The 17,717-nt window shown below is 61.9% G+C and carries 13 protein-coding genes; 6 read left to right on the top strand and 7 right to left on the bottom strand.

Annotation, left to right across the window (positions count from 1 at the left end):
• Positions 1-10: 10 nt before the first annotated feature.
• On the bottom strand, positions 11-955 hold the full coding sequence (locus KF691_15040; GenBank protein MBX3390762.1) for a hypothetical protein: 945 nt from the start codon (positions 953-955) through the stop codon (positions 11-13).
• A gap of 113 nt (positions 956-1,068) precedes the next feature.
• Between KF691_15040 and KF691_15035 the strand changes: the two genes are divergently transcribed.
• Positions 1,069-3,363 (top strand): VWA domain-containing protein, encoded by a 2,295-nt coding sequence (locus KF691_15035; protein ID MBX3390761.1) that lies wholly within the window; start codon positions 1,069-1,071, stop codon positions 3,361-3,363.
• A 94-nt stretch (positions 3,364-3,457) separates the two neighbouring features.
• Here the strand turns inward: KF691_15035 and KF691_15030 are convergent, their stop codons facing one another.
• Both KF691_15030 and KF691_15025 read right to left on the bottom strand, forming a co-directional pair.
• A complete protein-coding gene (locus tag KF691_15030) occupies positions 3,458-6,046 on the bottom strand; it encodes an ATP-dependent Clp protease ATP-binding subunit (GenBank protein ID MBX3390760.1) in 2,589 nt (862 codons plus the stop codon).
• A gap of 376 nt (positions 6,047-6,422) precedes the next feature.
• Entirely contained in the window at positions 6,423-7,751 is a 1,329-nt protein-coding gene (locus KF691_15025; GenBank protein MBX3390759.1) for a hypothetical protein, read from the bottom strand.
• Positions 7,752-8,007: 256 nt separating this feature from the next.
• On the opposite strand from KF691_15025, the gene rplK reads away from it, so the two are divergent.
• From rplK to KF691_15005, 4 genes are all read left to right on the top strand, one after another.
• Positions 8,008-8,439 (top strand): 50S ribosomal protein L11, encoded by a 432-nt coding sequence (gene rplK / locus KF691_15020; protein ID MBX3390758.1) that lies wholly within the window; start codon positions 8,008-8,010, stop codon positions 8,437-8,439.
• Between the two features lie 14 nt (positions 8,440-8,453).
• Complete coding sequence (gene rplA / locus KF691_15015; GenBank protein ID MBX3390757.1) at positions 8,454-9,155, top strand: 50S ribosomal protein L1; 702 nt, start codon at positions 8,454-8,456, stop codon at positions 9,153-9,155.
• 27 nt (positions 9,156-9,182) lie between these two features.
• Positions 9,183-9,728, top strand: a complete 546-nt coding sequence (gene rplJ / locus KF691_15010) for a 50S ribosomal protein L10 (protein MBX3390756.1) — start codon at positions 9,183-9,185, stop codon at positions 9,726-9,728.
• Positions 9,729-9,863: 135 nt separating this feature from the next.
• Positions 9,864-11,780 (top strand): hypothetical protein, encoded by a 1,917-nt coding sequence (locus tag KF691_15005; protein ID MBX3390755.1) that lies wholly within the window; start codon positions 9,864-9,866, stop codon positions 11,778-11,780.
• Between the two features lie 7 nt (positions 11,781-11,787).
• Here the strand turns inward: KF691_15005 and KF691_15000 are convergent, their stop codons facing one another.
• Entirely contained in the window at positions 11,788-14,022 is a 2,235-nt protein-coding gene (locus tag KF691_15000; GenBank protein MBX3390754.1) for a hypothetical protein, read from the bottom strand.
• Between the two features lie 187 nt (positions 14,023-14,209).
• On the opposite strand from KF691_15000, the gene asnS reads away from it, so the two are divergent.
• Positions 14,210-15,730, top strand: coding sequence for an asparagine--tRNA ligase (gene asnS / locus KF691_14995; protein MBX3390753.1), 1,521 nt, complete (start codon positions 14,210-14,212; stop codon positions 15,728-15,730).
• 15 nt (positions 15,731-15,745) lie between these two features.
• On the opposite strand, the gene KF691_14990 is transcribed toward asnS, so the two are convergent.
• From KF691_14990 to KF691_14980, 3 genes are all read right to left on the bottom strand, one after another.
• Complete coding sequence (locus KF691_14990) at positions 15,746-16,513, bottom strand: hypothetical protein (GenBank protein ID MBX3390752.1); 768 nt, start codon at positions 16,511-16,513, stop codon at positions 15,746-15,748.
• A gap of 279 nt (positions 16,514-16,792) precedes the next feature.
• A complete protein-coding gene (locus tag KF691_14985) occupies positions 16,793-17,041 on the bottom strand; it encodes a hypothetical protein (protein ID MBX3390751.1) in 249 nt (82 codons plus the stop codon).
• A 47-nt stretch (positions 17,042-17,088) separates the two neighbouring features.
• Positions 17,089-17,679 (bottom strand): SocA family protein, encoded by a 591-nt coding sequence (locus KF691_14980; GenBank protein ID MBX3390750.1) that lies wholly within the window; start codon positions 17,677-17,679, stop codon positions 17,089-17,091.
• Positions 17,680-17,717 lie beyond the last annotated feature (38 nt).

Genomic DNA, 17,717 nt, shown 5'->3' with positions numbered 1-17,717 from the left:
GCGAGCAGGGTCAGACCGCCGCGAACTCCGGCGTTTCCCCGTTCAGCACCCGCCACACATCGCGAACCACCCACGACATGTTTTCCTGCGCTCTCACCGTTGCCGCGGCAAGGTGAGGCGACAGATGCACATTCGGCATCCCGAGCAGCGGATAATCGGCTCCAAACGGCTCGGGTTCGTGAACGTCGAGCAGCGCCATCGCTTCGGCGTTTGCTGCGAAGAATGCGGCGCACGCTCTGTTGTCGATCAAAAAGCCCCGCGCCGAATTGATGAGGAGGACATCAGGTTTCAGGTGCCCAAAGGCGTCCGCGTTCAGTAGTCCGCGGTTCGACGGACGCCCATCGACGTGGATCGTCAAAATGTCGGATTCGCCAAGCAGTTGCTCGCGTGAGGCAGGCTCCGCACCGTGGCGCATCTCCGACGGCATCTCGAGCAGATCGTGGTAGATCGCGCGCATGCCGAGCGAGGTAGCGACCGCCGCCATGCGCTTGCCGATGCGCCCGAGCCCGTAGATGCCAAGTGTCAGTTCATCGATCTGGCGCCGGGCGCGCAGGTCGCGCCGAACTTCAACCCAGTTTGCTTTTTCGAGTGCATCGCTGAGAAAGAGCCGGGGCCGCAGCGCGTCAAAGATCAGCGCCCACACGAACTCGACCACCGCCTGCGTATTCGCGTCCGGCGTGCTCACGACGCGCACGCCCCGCTCGCGGCAAGCCTCCTGATCAATATTGTCGAGGCCCACCCCGGCGCGCCCGACCACCTTCAGATTCGGCGCGCCCGCCAGCATCGCCCGATCGACGCGTGTGTACGTCCGCACAACCAGCCCTTGGGCCGACGCCAACAAACCCCGGAAGTTCGGTGCATCGGTACCGCAGCGGACGAGTTCGCATCGCTCCGCCAGCCACGCGGCAGGGGCGGCATCAAGGTCCTCGGTCTGAATCACGAGCGGTTCGGCCACACAGGAGAATAGTGACGAAGGGATTCCGGGAATTTGCGGATTTCCGCGAACTCGTCGCGGGGGATCCCCGCTCCACAATGGAATCGGGGGGCGAGAAAACTGGGAGTACCTGCATGAAGACCTTGAACACGCGTCTGGTTGCCGGAATCTCCATGGTCTTTGCGCTCGCCGGGCCGACGCGCGCGCTGGCACAGGTCTCGGGCGGGGCGGCTTCAGTGGAAATCGTGCCGCAGGCTCGCCGTTGGATCGCGCCCCAGGCAAATGTTGCAAGGCTCTCTGCGGTTGATGTCCGGGTTTCGATCGACGGGCAGATGGCCACAACCACCCTTGAGCTGGCGCTGTCCAATCCCTCCGGCATTCCCCAAGAAGCCGAGGTCATGCTCCCTGTCCCCGACGGCGTTTCGATCCGGTCGTTGCAATTCGACGGCGTGGGGAATGAGCCGACGGCAAAGCTCCTGCCCAGAGATGAAGCGCGCCGTGTCTACGACGAAATCACACGCCGACGCAAGGACCCCGCCCTGCTCGAATTCGCCGGTTACGGCATGATCCGGACCTCGGCGTTTCCGATCCCGGCAAACGCGACGCTCAAGGCACGCATCACCTACGAGCAGCTGTTGAGCAGCGATAACGGCCGCGTCGAGTATGTCCTGCCGCGGAGCGAGAACATCGCAATTTCGCCTCATGCTTCTCTGGGCGGCGTGGCATGGACCTTCGCCTGTTCGATCAAGGGCGATCGTCCCATCAGCACGATCTATTCCCCGTCCCACGAACTTGCGATTGAAAGGACGACGCCAAAGAGCGCGGAAATCAAGGTTTCTGCCGCGGCGGCCGCGGCACCGGGTGCCTTCCGAATCACCTACTTGCCCGAGAGCACGAAGCACGAGGGGCTTTCCGCCACCCTGCTCGCCTACCCCGATCCTTCGATCGGTGATGGCAACGGCGGCTTTTTTCTGCTACTCGGCGCGCTCCCGCCCCGGGATGACGACGCGCTGATCCAGAAACGCGAAGTGACGCTCGTGCTCGATCGCTCGGGCTCGATGCAGGGTGAGAAGTTCCAGCAGGCCCGCGATGCCGCGATCGCCGTGGTGAACGGCCTCGGTGAAGGTGAACTCTTCAACATCATCGACTACTCGGACTCGGTAAGTTCCTTTGAGAAGGCACCGGTCGCGAAGTCGGCGACGAGCGCGCAGCAGGCAAAGGCTTATCTCGGGGCGCTCCGTGCGGACGGCGGTACAAACATCCACGATGCGCTGCTCGATGCCGTTCGCCCCGGCGTGGCCGAGGGCGCGCTGCCGATGATCATTTTCCTCACGGACGGGCTTCCCACGGTGGGGGTGACGAATGAGGTCGCGATCCGCGAGGCCGTGAAGGCGGCGAACACGCACGAGCGACGCCTGTTTTCTTTCGGCGTCGGCTACGACGTGAACACGCCCCTGCTCTCAAGCCTGTCTTCGGCATCGCGCGGCGCCCCGACGTTCGTGCTGCCCGGCGAAAACATCGAGAACAAGGTAAGCCAGGTTTTTCGCCGGCTCGATGGGCCGCGACTGGCTTCACCCGTTCTCACGACCGATCGAACGATTCGCGAATTGCAGCCCCCGACCATGAACGACGTCTTCGAGGGTGATCAGATTCTCGTCGTTGGTCAGTACACATCGACCGCGCCGCTCAAGTTGCGGCTCGATGGCAAAGCCGGCGGCAAGGATGTCAACTACGAGATGTCTTTCGATACCGGCGAATCGGCTTCCGCACGCAACGGCTACATCGCGCGCCTGTGGGCGACACGCAAGATCGGTTTCCTGCTCGGTGAGATCCGCGAGCACAGCGCCGAAGGCGTGAACCGCGCGGACCCGAAAATGAAAGAACTCGTGGACGAGGTGGTCCGCCTCTCGACCCGCTACGGCGTCATGACCGAGTACACCAGTTTCCTCGCGACCGAGCCGGGGGTCGATTTTGTATCCGGGGCTGGTCGGGAGGCCATGATGGATCGCGCGACGATCGGATTCACTAGGCGTTCGTTCGCCAGAGCGGGCAAGGCGTCCGCCAACCAGGAAATGAATGTCACCGAGCTTCGATCGGCGGTCGTGCCGCAAGCCGCGGCAGTTGGTGGGTATGTCAACAAAGACATGGAGCAGGAAACCGTGGACGGCGTGCAGAACATCGCGCAGAACACCTTCTATCAGAGGCAAGCTCCCGGTGATCAGAACGCACGTCAGCGCTGGGTCGATTCGCGCCTGCTCACCACCGAAACCGAAAAGCCGGATCAGACGGTTGCGTTCGGAACACCGGAGTACGACCTCGTCGCGCAGCGGCTGATCGATCTCGGTCAAGCCGGCTATCTCGGTATGCCCGGCGAGGTGCTCGTGCTCGTCGATTCCAAACGCATTCTCCTTCAGAACATCTCGGAGTAGCGATCCGAAACTCACCCGAAGAAGGGGGACGCAGCGCCCATGAAAAAAGGCCCCGGCGAACGCCGGGGCCTTGGCATTCAGGTGAATCGCGTTATCACGTCGATTGTCCCGCCGCCTCGGGCTTCGACTGCTTCGGCTCCGCCGGCGCTTCGGCCGGAAGCGTCTCGGTGTGGAAGTAGAGATGGTCGTCGGCCTTGGCGGCGGTGTCGCCCTCGGCCGGCTTCTTGTGCGTGATCGTGATCTTGCACGGCGGCGTGAAGTCGCCCTGCAGAAGCATCTCGGAAAGCGGATCCTCGACGTACTGGCCGATCGCCCGACGCAGCGGACGCGCACCGAACTCGGGGTTGTACCCGCGCTCGATCAGGAAGTCCTTCGCCAAGTCGTCGATCCCGATCTCGATCTTTTGCGCCTTGAGCCGCTTGCTCACCTTCGCGACTTCGTAGTCGATGATGTTGGTGATATCGGCCTTGGTCAGCGGGCGGAAGACGATCACGTCGTCCAGACGGTTGATGAACTCCGGCCGGAAGAAGCGCTCGATCTCCTTGGCGAGCACGACCTTGATGTTGTCGTAGTCGCCCGCCTCGGTCCGCTTCTGGAAGCCGAAGCCCGCGCCGCCCTTGATCAAATCAGCACCCAGGTTGCTGGTCATGATCAGGATCGTGTTGCGGAAATCGACGTTTCGTCCGAACGAATCGGTCAAACGGCCTTCTTCCATGATCTGAAGGAGCATGTTGAACACGTCCGGGTGCGCCTTCTCGACTTCGTCGAGCAGGACCACCGAATACGGCCGGCGACGGATGCGCTCCGTCAACTGGCCGCCTTCCTCGTAGCCGACGTATCCGGGGGGAGCGCCAACCAGCCGCGAGACGTTGTGCTTCTCCATGTACTCGGACATGTCGAGGTGGATCAGTGCCTCCTCGTCTCCGAACATGAACTCCGCGAGCGCCTTGGCGAGCAGCGTCTTACCCACGCCGGTCGGACCGACGAAGATGAACGAGCCCATCGGGCGCTTCGGGTCCTTCAGCCCGGCGCGAGCGCGCCGGATCGACTTCGCGATCGCCTTGATCGCCTCGTCCTGGCTGATGACCTTCTTGTGCAGTTCCTTCTCGAGTTCGAGCAGGCGCTGCGCTTCGTTCTTCTCGAGGCGCTGGAGCGGCACGCCCGTCATCTTGCTGACGACTTCGGCGACCACTTCCTCGTCCACGACGCCGTCCACGGCCTGCGCCTTGGTGCGCCATTCCTTCTGCAACTCCTCCTTCTTGCGTCGGAGCTGCTCGGCCTGGTCGCGCAGTTCCGCGGCACGTTCGTAGTCGGCCGCTTTCACCGCCTCGTCCTTCGAAACCGACAAGCGCTCGATGTCGCCCTCGATCTCGGCAAGATTCGGCGGCTTGGTCATGCTCTTGATCCGGACGCGTGCGCCCGCTTCGTCGATCACGTCGATCGACTTGTCCGGCTGCACGCGACCGGTGATGTACCGGCCGGAGAGATCGACCGCGGCCTTGAGCGCTGAATCGGTGATCTTCACCCTGTGGTGCTGTTCGTAGCGATCGCGCAGTCCCTTGAGGATCTCGATCGTCTGCTCGTCGCTGGGCGGATCGACCGTGATCGCCTGGAATCGGCGTGCCAGCGCCGCGTCCTTCTCGATGTATTTGCGGTACTCGTCGAAGGTGGTGGCGCCGATGCACTGGATCTCGCCTCGTGCGAGCGCCGGCTTGAGCACGTTCGATGCATCGATCGCGCCCTCCGCGCCGCCGGCGCCGACAAGCGTGTGCAGCTCATCGATGAAGAGCATCACGTTCTTGGCGCGGCGCACTTCGTTCATCACTGCTTTGATGCGCTCTTCGAACTGTCCTCGATACTTCGTGCCCGCGACCATCATCGCGAGGTCGAGAACGACCAGCCGCTTGTCGTGGAGAATCTCCGGCACGTCGCCGCTGATGATGCGCTGCGCAAGACCCTCGACGATCGCGGTCTTGCCCACGCCCGCTTCACCGAGCAGCACGGGGTTGTTCTTGGTGCGCCGGCAGAGAACCTGCACGACGCGTTCGATTTCGATCTGGCGACCGATCACCGGGTCGAGCGTGTTCTCGCGCGCCAGTTCGGTGAGGTCGCGTCCGAAGCTGTCGAGCGCCGGCGTCTTGCTCTTGCCGCCCTTGGTCGCGGAGACCGAGCCGCCGCCCGAAGACTGCGCGCCCGCTCCGGCGGCTCCCGCGGCCCCGCCTTCCATCTCCTCCGCGCGCTCGTTGCCGGCGCCCAGGAGATTGAGGACTTCTTCGCGGACTTCCTCGAGCTTCAGGCCGAGGTTCATGAGAACCTGTGCCGCGACTCCATCGTGCTCGCGGAGCAATCCGAGCAAAAGGTGCTCGGTGCCGACATAGTTGTGGTTGAGGTTGCGTGCTTCTTCGATGGCGTACTCGATCACCTTCTTGGCGCGGGGCGTCTGCGGCAGCTTGCCCATGGTGACCATCTCGGGGCCGGCCTTGACGAGCTTCTCGACTTCGAGGCGGACCTTGCGAAGGTCGACATCGAGGTTCTTGAGCACGTTGGCGCCGACGCCGGAACCTTCCTTGACGAGGCCGAGCAGGATGTGCTCGGTCCCGATGTATTCGTGGTTGAAGCGCTGAGCCTCTTGATTGGCCAACGCCATCACTTTGCGTGCCCGATCGGTAAAGCGTTCAAACATCTCTGGCACTCCCGGAGGGCAGAACTCCCTCCTTTATCTTCGCACCGGCCGGCCCCCCGGCTTTTGGCTTGACCGCCACCGGGGGCCCAAAACAGTGCTTCGCGAGATCTCAAACGACGCCAAGAATGCGCAAGAGCCTGTAGATCAAGTAGTTCCGTCGAAAAGCGGCGTTTTCCCGCCCTTGCGCCGATTTTGCCCCGAAACGCTCGCGGCAACAAACGGCATCGCTTGTATCGTCTGCACAAGCCGTGCCGTTCGGTAGAAGTTGGATGCCGCCCAAGGAATGTGGGCACAGCCCCGCGCAGCGCCCGGTGTGGCACAAGAAGGGTCAGAACTGCGTTGAGCAGCCAAATGCTGCCAATCTGGCAGAAATGACTCAGGGGCAGATGAGCGCGTCGTACGCGGAGGCGAAGAAAAGGAAGTCCGAGTCATCCACAAGACCGTCCTTGTTGATGTCGGAGGGACATCCCGCGGGCATCGCGGGATCGATGCACAAAAGCAGGTTGTACGCCGAGGCGAAGAGAACAAAGTCTTCGTCGTTGACGAAGCCGTCGCCGGTGAGATCGGACGTCGCGCACGAACCGTTCACCTTCAGTGTGTACTTGCCGCCCCATGGTTGGTTGCGCGAGACCTGGATCACGTAGTTGCCCGGCGCGAGCGAGCGGAACGTATCCGCCGTGTAGGAGCCGCCGTTCAGGATGAAGAAGCCCTGCGCGATCTGCCCGCCGCCGGCGGAAAGAATGCGGATATTGGCGTTGCTCTGAGCCCACACATTATCAGCGACGGCGGAAACCGTCAGCGTGCGATAGTCGGTCAGCGTCACCTTGAAGTAGTCGGCGCTCGCCACAAGCTTCATGTTGTACGTGGTTCCGAGCGAGATCGGCGCGGCACTCGCGAGCGTGGCGTTCGGCGCGAACGCATCGTCGACCGGCGCACCGTACCGACTGACTAATCCGTCCTTGTCGCCTTGGCTCATATAGCTGCGGTTGCCCATCGAGGTGGCAAACTGGGAATACGCGGGGAGCGTATCGATCGCGCGGCAGTTCGCCGGGCACACGCACGATGACCCGGCGGGGCAGCAGATGGAAAAGGAGCACTCGTCGTAGTGCATGATGCTCTCGAAGTCGTACGTGCCCTGCGGCGCGCCGCTGTTGATCGGAAAGTTGGCGCTGTAATACTGCGACTGGATGTTGGCCTGGTTGACAACGACGTAGGTCCCGCGGTCGGAACGCTGCTGTTCGTGATAGATACCGAGCGCATGCATGAGTTCGTGACAAATGACGTAGCGCGAGGACCAGCTGACCAGATTGACCGTTTGAGATCCGCCGATACGCCCGACGAATGAATTGTTGCCGGTGCTGTCCTGCACCATGATGTAGTTGGATTCGCTCGTCCGAGGCACGTACGAGACGTTGCACACAGTCTCGAGCTCATTCATCGCGATGCGAAGCCGATTCGCGTTGGTCGCGTTCACGTTCGCGTTCATCACGTACGGAACGACGCCGCCCGGCCACAAGTTGGCCGCCCAGAGGCTGCGGTCGTCATATATCTGGAGCGGAAGTTGGCAGGGCACATCGTCGGCCGCCGGCTCCGAAAAGAGTGGATGGCTCGGGTAGGGAAAAGTCTGGGCGAAGGCAGCCGTGCAGAGGCTGGCGGAGAACAGGAACGCACACGCGGTCGATTGGCGGGTCGATTTCTGGGTCACAAAAGGCCTCCTGATTTCGGCGGGGGCTTGGTTTGCCCGGGACTTGAATCTACCACCAGAGAAGCCGATTTGATTCGCCCGATTTGGGAGTTCCGCCTAGAATCTTGACCCCACAAGGCCGGAAACCGTCTTTGTGAAGGGACATTTAGGACCGCGTTCACTACCGCGCTGCCCGAGGCTTCGCCGCCCCGGGAATTCGAGAGCCCCGCCTGGTTGGCGACGGCGTCTCGAAACAGTCGGTGGGAGGTTGAAAGTTATGGCGAAAAAAGAAGTCACTCAGGTCTTCAAGATCATGGCCCCGGGCGGGCAAGCGACGCCCGCGCCACCCCTCGGCCCGGTTCTCGGTTCGAAGGGCGTGAACCCCGGCCAGTTCATCCAAAAGTTCAACGCGGCAACCGCGTCGTTCAAGGGCAAGGTCGTCGGGTGCATCGTCACGGTGTACAGCGACAAGAGCTTTGAGCTTGAAGTAAAGAGCTCGCCCGCGAGCGTCCTGATCAAGGACGCGGCAGGCGTCGAAAAGGGCTCGGGCGTTCCGAACAAGGACAAAGTCGGCAAGATCACCAAGGCGCAAGTCAAGGCGATCGCCGCGACCAAGCAGGCCGATCTCAACGCCGCAAGCGTTGAAGCGGCGATGCGGATCATCGAAGGCACGGCGCGCTCGATGGGCGTCACCGTGGTCGAAGGCTAAAGGAGCAAGACCACATGCAATACGTCACCAAGCGCACCAAGAACAACGACAAGCTCCGCGTCAACAGCGCGGTCGAACCCGCCGCGGCGATCGCGGCCCTCAAGAAGTTCAAGGCCACCAAGTTCGATCAGACGGTCAACGTCTGCTTCCACCTCGGCATCGACACCGCGCAAGCCGATCAGGCGCTGCGCGGCTCGCTCAGCCTTCCTAAGGGTATCGGCAAGACCAAGCGTGTTATCGCGTTCTGCCAGAGCGACGTTTCGCCGCAGGCTCTTGCCAACGGCGCGGTCAAGGCCGGCGCCGACGACCTCGTCGCCGAGATCGAAAAGGGCTGGATGGATTTCGATGTCGCCATCGCGTCGCCCGACATGATGCGCGTCGTTTCCAAGCTCGGTAAGGTGCTCGGCCCCAAGGGCCTCATGCCCAGCCCCAAGGCCGGAACGGTCACGACCAACGTGCCCGAAGCCGTGAAGGAATACTCGGCCGGTAAGGTCGAGTATCGCGCCGACAAGGGCGGCAACGTGCACGCGGTGATCGGCAAGATGTCGTTCAAGGACAACGACCTCGTCGAGAATCTCGAGCACTTCATCCGCGCGATCGAGAAGGTCCGCCCGGCGACGGCCAAGGGCGTGTACATCAAGAAGATCACGGTCAGCGGCGTCATGACTCCGGGCGTGCAGGTCAAGTACGTCAATGCCGCGGCGGCCGAGGAATAAGCACACCAGCACTGAGAGGATTCACCCATGTCAAAGACAGTGAAAAACATGATCATGCGGGACTACACGACCCGCATGGGCGAGGTGGAGACGGCGCTGGTGATCGGCGTCCGTGGCCTCAACGCCAAAGACACGACCAAGCTTCGCGCCGGACTCGCGAAGAAGAAGATGAAGGTCACCGTCGTCCGCAATGCGCTGGCGAAGAAGACCTTCGAGGGCGGCAAGCTCAAGCCGCTCACCGAGTTCTTTTCGGAATCGACCGCGCTCGCCTACGGCGGCGAATCGATCATCGAACTGACGCGCGAAGTGGTCGAGCTCACCAAGGCGATGCCGAAGGTTGAACTGCGGGCCGCGATGCTCGACGGCGAGATCTTCAAGGGCAAGGCCGGCGTGACGGAACTCTCGAAGTTCCCGACCAAGGATGAGGCCATCGGCCAGATCGTCGCGCTCGTCATCAGCCCGGCGAAGAAGGTCGTCGGCCAGATCCTCGGCCCGGGCCGCAATGTCGCGGGCCTGGTCAAGGCGATCGAAGCCAAGCTCGAAAAGGGCGAGGCGATCGCGAAGGCGGGATAAGGCAGAGGCATTTGGCATCCGGCACGAGTGTCGCAGAAAGCATCAAACGCCGCGGGGCTCCGAGCCCCGCGGTTTTCTTTTTGTCGCGGAGTGGCCAATGCATCAGCTCTTGGTTCCGGGCGTTAGGCTGTTTGCATGGATCATGCAGTTGCCGCGCGCCCTTCTCAAAGACGAACAGCGGTCGTGGCGACCGCAATGACAATCGCGCTCGTTGCCGGCGCGATGGCGCTGCGCTCCGTGATGCTGTTCTCCAGGGTGCTGCCCCCCGGCATCGACGCCGCGTACTACCCGATGCAGGCGCGGGGCGTGCTCGAGAATGGCAAGCTCCCCTACGTCGAAGTTCCGTTCATTTTCTGGCTCGATGCCGCGCTCGCCAAAGCGCTGATGATCTTGCGCGGCATGGATGTCGATTCGGCGACGCTGCTCGCTTCACGCATCGTCGATGCGGTTTCGCAGCCTCTCGCGGCAATCCCGCTCGCGCTCCTTCTGCTCGGGCTGGCCGGCGCGATCCGCGCGCGAAATGCAGGATCAAGCGGTGAACAGGGCGAATCTCGTCGAGCCGTCCCGCGTGCCCTCGTGATCGCAATCGCCATCTTCGCCGTGGGCGCGATCGCGATTCTCAGCCCGCCGATTCTCCGCATGACGGGTGACTTCCAGAAAAACTCGCTCGGCCTGGTGTGGATGGCGGCATGCGCGTGCGCAATCTACGCGGCCCTCCGGCGCGGCGGCGTGATCCGCTGGCTCTTCGTCGTTTTGTTTCTCGCGCTCGCGGCGATCACGCACATCGGCGCATTCGGCGTGACAATGGTGCTCGTCTCGAGCTCGATCGGCGTGTTCGTGCTGTTCCGTGCAAAGCCTCGCCCCAAGACGATCGTTCTCAGCGGGCTTGCCTGCATCGCCGGCGCGGGAATTCTCTGGCTGCTGGTCTACTCGGTCGCGCCGTCAAAGGCGATCGGCCTGACGCAGGGCGTGACGAAGATGTTCGGCGCGGGCGATCGGCCGCAAGGCCGACCGGCTCTTTTCGATCAACCGGGTCGGCCCGATTTCAGATCCGACAGACCGCATTTTGACGGCCCGGACACTGATCAACCGAGTTTCGACCGGCCGATGCAAGACTCCGCGGGTCCGAATCGTCCGATGCAGTTCGATCGCGGGCCCGGCGGTCCCCCGGGCGGTTTTCCAGCGGGCGCACTCCCGATGCGGGCCGGTGCGTGGGCCGTGCTCTTGGTCTTCGGCTCGCTCGCGATCTGGCGAGCTCGACATGTCGGCGTGGCCGAGATGGCAATCGTTTCGGGCGCGGTATGCACGGCCTTGCTCGTCACATGTCCGCTGATCCAGGGTCAATACGCCGAGCGCTTGTCGCTCATGACGCCGATACCGCTCGCGATCATCGTGGGCTTCTTGCTCCTGAGTGGCGCCGAATCAATCCGAACTTGGGTGCGCATCGGTGCGCCGGCGCTCGGCGCGATCGTCGGAATCGTCATCCTCATTTTGGCGTTTCCGATGGCCCTCCGCGGCAAGGGCGGACCGCCGCCGCGCTTCGCAAACAACTCCGGCAATTTCGCTCGCGGCACAGGCAATTTCAGCGGCCGCGGCAGTCCAAATGGACCGCAAGGTCCCGGTGTTCAGAATGGCGGGGACGGACCGGGCGCACCCGGGGGTGGGGGTGGGGGCGGTTCGGTCGTCGCGGATGATGCCGTCCCTGAGTTTCGTTCGATGCGCGGGCTCGTTCCGTCCGATGGAAGCGCCGTCGTTCTCGCGCGGCACGGCTTGCAGTGGTGGGCCGGGTATTTCCTCAAGACGCCCGTGCGCGAGGAGCATGCGACCGAGGAGCAACTCGAGAAATACCAGCAGGTGTTCGTGCTGACGGAAAAACGCCGCGGCAGCGAGGCGGGCTTTGATTCCGTGGGTGAATTGTCGGGCAATCGTGATCGAGTCCCTGCTGACGGCGATCAGCGCCGTCCGCCGGACGGGGGCACGATGATCCGCGTGCCTCCGGGCGCGGAGGTGGTGTACGACGGTACGTTCTACCGGCTTTCTCGCCGTCGTTGATGTCCAATCACGGACAGATCAGTTCGTCGTAATTGTGAACGAAGACGACAAAGTCGCCATCGTCCACCAGACCGTCGCGGTTCAGGTCGCTCTGACAGTGCGGGGGCATGAAATCGTCGGTGCACAAGAGCAAGTTGTACGCCTGAACAAACTTGACGAAATCGGCGTCGTCCACGAGCCCGTCGAAGTTGAGGTCGCCGCGGCAGACGGGGACTTCGTCGGGGATTCCGTCGGCGTCGGCGTCGCGCGAATCGCCCAACAGAATGTCCATCTTGTCGCGGGTGGCATTGGCGTTCTGATCGAGGTACATACCGGCGTTCACCCCGATGCTTTCGCCTTTCAAGAACACGTCGGTGCCCGCGTCGTAGATTCCGTTATTGTTGACGTCGAGCACGCCATCCACCTCGCACAGGTCGCCACCCTGCGAAGCGCTGCTGTCGCACGGAACGCCCACTTGGACATTCAGAAGATTGCCGCCGGAAACATTGACGACCTTGAACGTGTGCGACGGGGAAATATCGACGAGCGTTTGACCGTTGGAGAGCGGCCCGTTCGCGATGAAGTAGAAGCGCGCGGGGCCGTTGGCGGGAAGGCCAGAACCCTTGAGGAACACCGTTTCGCCGGGCAGGTATTCGTTGCGGGCGTTCCCCGCGTTGTCGGTGAACGTGAGGCGGAGTTCGGGCGGATCATACTTTCGCACGTAAGGATCGCCCGGGATTCCGTCGGCGTTTCCGTCGAGTTGATTCCCTGCGGCATCGGTGATCTGAGCGGGCAACAAAGTCAGCGCGTACATCTGCTCGCTGGGGGCGGTAACCGGGGTCTGAAAGTAAACGTCCATCGTGCGCCACGATCGCACGATGTTCAGCGGCAACGGGGGTGCGATCTGAATGGGGTTCGGACCGATGGTCACGTTCTCGTTGAACGTGAAGCGGATGTGCGCCATCGGGGCGACGGCATCCTTCATCTGTCGCGCCTGAACCACGTACGGAGGTTCGCCGATTCCCGAACCCTGAGCCAGCCATTGGACCATGTAGCGATGCGCGATCTGATTGTTCGGCTCGACATCACGGAGAATGCCGTTTCTGTCCAGTTCCACCATGACGGCGAACGCCGAACCGAGGCCGAGCGCGGACTTGGAGACGTAGGCCACCGCCTCTCGCCCGCGGATCGCGTGGAAGAGCACGGGCATTGCCGTCGCGTGCCACGAACCGGCCGTGTATTGCTCCACGCCCGCGGTTGTTGAGTTTGAGGAGCCGTCGGAGGTCTGGTGAATCCTGATGCGCCATTCACATCCGACCAGAGCGTTCCAGGGCGCGCTGGGCGGCACGCCCGTCGCGGGGTTCATGTCGGCGTCGATTCCGAAGAGGAAATCGCGAGTCTGCCCGGCGAGCATGGGGATCTGCAATACATCGTCGCCCACTCCCATGTGCAGATCGATCTCGTCGTCGCTCGATTGGCCTCCCCGGGCCTTCTCGATGTTGTCTTCCGGAGGAGTCGGCGGAGGACCGCCCGAATCGCAGCCGATCGGCGCGCACGTTCCAATCTGACATGCCTTCCACGTGAGGGTGACCGACCCGTTGTTCTTTCCCGCCCCGCCGTCAAGATTCACGGGCTCGGTCGTATCGGTCGCATCGCAGAAGATGCAGGTGCCCGGGGGATGAATATCCAGATTTCGCATGGTTCCCATCGAGTCGGACGTCGGCTTGCCGGTGAGTTGGAGCGCCTTGTGAATTCCGGCGAGCGCATCCTGGATGGGTTTGCCGTCGGTCTTGAGAATGACGCCCACTGCCGCGGCGAGAACATTGTCGGCGATGTCCGCGATCATTTCCGCCGTCGAATCGTCGTCGTCCCAGAAGTCGATGACCGCTTCGAGGTCGGGAATCGGGCAGCAGAGGTCTTTTTCGATGAGCAGCACGTTGAGTCCGAGCGTGCTGTTATCGCAGATGTTGTAGGGTTTGTCGTCGGAGTTCTTTGCCTTGGCGCCCGCGGAATTGGAGGTGGAAGGTTCGCCCTCGAAGCCGCAGTTCCATGCGAAAACCAGGTCGCCGCACCCGCGCGTGAGCCGGTCGTCCATGTCGTCGATGATCGAAAGATCCTTCAGCCAGACTTTCACCTTGACCTTGGGAACCGGCGCGACCTGCGCGTTCGACGAGTGAACGACGAGCATCGAGCCGGCGAAAAACGCCAATGCCGCCACCGCGCTCCGGAACGAATCGAACCGAGAGGGTCGATCGCTATTCATGTGAGTACTCCCTGCGGGGGCGGAAGCGGCGCGAGCCGCTCCCGCTTCGCATTCTACCTTGCGGTGGGCATTGGCCACCAGAGGGAATCACCCTAGATTGCGGCGGTCCGGGCCCAAAGAGGCAGCGTTTTTGCCGCGGCGGAGCACTTCTCCCTACCATCGCCTCCTCTCAACCTCGGAGATTCGTATGGCTTGGATGAGCGTCAAGCAGGCCGCGAAAGCGGCGCCGGGAACCGCGGTCACCCTGAAAGGGTGGGTTCGCACCCGGCGCGACAGCAAGGCCGACGGCGGCCTCTCCTTCATCGCGCTCCACGATGGAACGTGCTTCGACACGATCCAGATCGTGGCGAAGGGCGACATCTCCAACTACGCCGACGTCGCGAAACTGACCACAGGCTGCGCGATCGAGGCAACAGGAAAGATCGTTCAGAATCCCAAGGGGGGCAACGAAGTGCTCGTCGATGCCGCAATCGCCGGCGAGGGCGCGGGTATCAAGGTCATCGGGCTTGTGGACGATCCGGACAAGTACCCGATCCAGCCCAAGCCGCACAGTTTCGAATACCTGCGCGAGGTCGCGCACCTGCGTGTTCGCACGAACACGTTCGGCGCCGTTGCGCGCGTGCGTCACACGCTGAGCATGGCGATACACCGGTTTTTCGACGAGCGCGGCTTTTTCTATGTGCACACGCCGATCGTCACCGGCAGCGACTGCGAGGGCGCGGGGCAGATGTTCCGGGTGAGCACGCTTGATTCGGTCAACCCGCCCCGGTTGCAGGCGGGCGAAGGTGTCAAGGGATCTGGTGTCGAGGTGTCAAGTACGAAAACACCCTCGGCACCTGGACACCTCGACACCTCGGCACCTGATTTTTCCCAGGACTTCTTCGGCAAAGAAACGCACCTCACCGTCAGCGGCCAGTTGAACGTCGAGACCTATTGCTGCGCTCTCTCCAAGGTCTACACCTTCGGTCCGACTTTCCGCGCCGAGAACAGCAACACCAGCCGCCACCTCGCCGAGTTCTGGATGATCGAGCCCGAGATTGCGTTCGCCGATCTGAAGGATGACGCCAAGCTTGCGGAAGACTTCATCAAGTATCTGATCCAGACGATGCTGAACGAGCGCGCCGACGACATGAAATTCTTCGACGAGCGCATCGAGAAGGGTCTGCTCGTCCGCCTCAAGGATGTGCTCGACAAGCCCTTCCGCCACCTGCCATACACAGAAGGGATCAAGATCCTCAAGGAGGCGATCGCGAGCGGCAAGGCCAAGTTCGAGTATCCGATTGAGTGGGGCAAGGACCTTCAGTCCGAGCACGAGCGCTATCTCACCGAGCAGCATTTCAAGCAGCCGGTGGTGCTGATGAACTATCCGAAGGCGATCAAGGCCTTTTACATGCGCGAGAACGATCCGGGGACGGACGGCGCACCCGGCCCGACGGTCGCGGCGATGGACGTGCTCGTGCCGCAGGTCGGCGAGATCATCGGCGGCAGCCAGCGCGAAGAACGCCTCGACAGGCTCGACGCCCGCATCACCGAGATGGGCCTGCCGATCAAGGAATACTGGTGGTACCGCGACCTGCGCCGCTACGGAACCGTGCCGCACGCGGGCTTCGGGCTCGGCTTCGAACGCGCGATGATGTTCCTGACCGGGATGCAGAACGTGCGGGATGTGATCCCGTTCCCAAGGGCGCCGAAACAGTGTGAGTTCTGAGTAACTGCTCGCTTTTCATGCGCTGCGATACAAGCGCATCCGAGAATGGCCAGTTTCGGTGTTATCGAAGAAGTAACGGGAGTTCATGATTCGAATCGCAAGGCAGTGCTTTGACAGGCCGTCAAACGCACACTGAATCTGACTAGCGGCCGCCAACGCCAAGTCCCACGCACTGCTCGCTTCGACAATTCTGCGTCCAATTGTGTATTTGTTGGGGCCGTTGAACACGATCGGTCGTTTGGATTCGAGTCGATGGATTAGCGCCCCGAGCACCAACCGTCGCGGTGCAGCGGCCGCGCCGGCAGCCATGTTGGCTTGGATCTCAAGCCGCTCCCGAGTCATGTCGTCCAGCGTTATTGTCGTGTCGTGCAACACAGCCTCCTCCGCGCAGCGATGAAGCTCTGCACGCAGCAAGTCGCCTTGAAGCACGCCATGACCAATAACCTCATGCCACAGCACGAATGTGCGACGCGGGTGCCCAGATTCCGGACTTGCGATCTGATCAATCCATGCGCAGTTTCTTACCGGGTCAAACGCGCCGAATACCTTCGCCTTGCCGAGCATTCCAAGATTTGCTCGCTCGATAAGCTCGATGCCGTATTTTGGCTTGATCACTTCACGATAAACGTGAGCAAATCTCCACGATCCCAAGACAAAGTCCATCTCGGTCTTGCGATTGAGAATTGGCGCGAGCACTGCATCGACCGAACGCTCTATTTCGTCCGGGGACGCGTAGGGGACTCGGATCAAACTGAACTTCTTGGCATTCAACGAAGTGTCCATGGTTCCCGAGGATACCCCTCCTCGAAGCGTATCGATCCATTGCCGACAAGTTGAATCGCATAACGTCCCATTCCCGAGAAGCTCTCCATCCCAGGCTTGGCTCGCCAGCTTCGGGCTCCCAATCCGCAGCACGAAAATTCGCCGCTGGAACGCCAATCAGCCCAATGGCAGGTTCCTGCCACCGGCAACGAATCATCCATCTCTCGAGCTGGGAGATTTGCGCTTTGACCATGGAGAAGGACGCGAACGAAGACACGCAAAATGCACCTGAGTGGCGTCTTACTCTCCCTCACCCGGCGCGTGCAGCGTCGTAATCTTGACAAGTGTTAATTGGTTCGGCGATTCGGACTCGTCAAGAAAGAAAAGACGCACAACCAAGTTCGCGTCAAAGGATGTGACGCAATCCAGAACGAGGAGGCCGGGTCGTTCACCGACGGCGCTCGACCGTCGTAGGTACGGATGAGGGGCATCGCTGATGTGGTACACATGCGTCGCGACTTCTTCGCGCACTCCCTCGTCGAGAGCCATCCACGCTCGCTGTGCATCAGGCGTAAGTCGAACGATCCAAGGCAAAGTCAGCTCTTGCCTCTCGCGGTGCCGCGATTTCCAGCGTATGACGACAAATCAAGCACCGCGGTGCGACCTGCTTTTGCGTCGGCGATTGACGCTTCCAGTTCATCAAGGTCAATCCCGATGTTCTTCGCCTCTTTTTGTGCTTGCTCGCGAAAGAACTCGCTGAGAGCGGCGTCCGATATTGGAACTCGGGCGCGGTCGTCGCTCGGACGCGCGCCCCAAGCCTCTTTCCACGGTCGTTCTCGGTGCGTCAGCTCGCGCAGGTACGAACCGGAGTACCTGCTGTAGCGTTGCCACACCCACCTCAGCAACTCTGTTTCTTCACTGGACAGATCGGTTGCGCTCGTCCCAACTTTCGCCGCGATCGCCTCCCCGCCAAATTTTTTGAACTCCTGGTACACACGATCAACCACAGGGCCGTGCTGCCACGCCTCGATGGGTTCTAGGAAGAGCGGCTTCTTGTAATACGCCAGCGACCACCCCTGCGCGTAATACACCAGCTTCTGCACTTGCATGTGCGTCAGGGGCGTTGGCTCTTCCATCTGGTTTGCCAAATGAACAAAGTGGCGGGCGACGGCTTCGGCGGTGGTCATCGGGGCCTCCGTTCCCTTCCGAACTGAAGCCGAACAAT

Source organism: Phycisphaeraceae bacterium (genome assembly GCA_019636555.1).
In the GTDB taxonomy this organism is placed as follows: domain Bacteria; phylum Planctomycetota; class Phycisphaerae; order Phycisphaerales; family UBA1924; genus JAFEBO01.
Note: the sequence above shows the minus strand (reverse complement) of the source record. Positions and strands in the feature narration are given on the sequence as shown.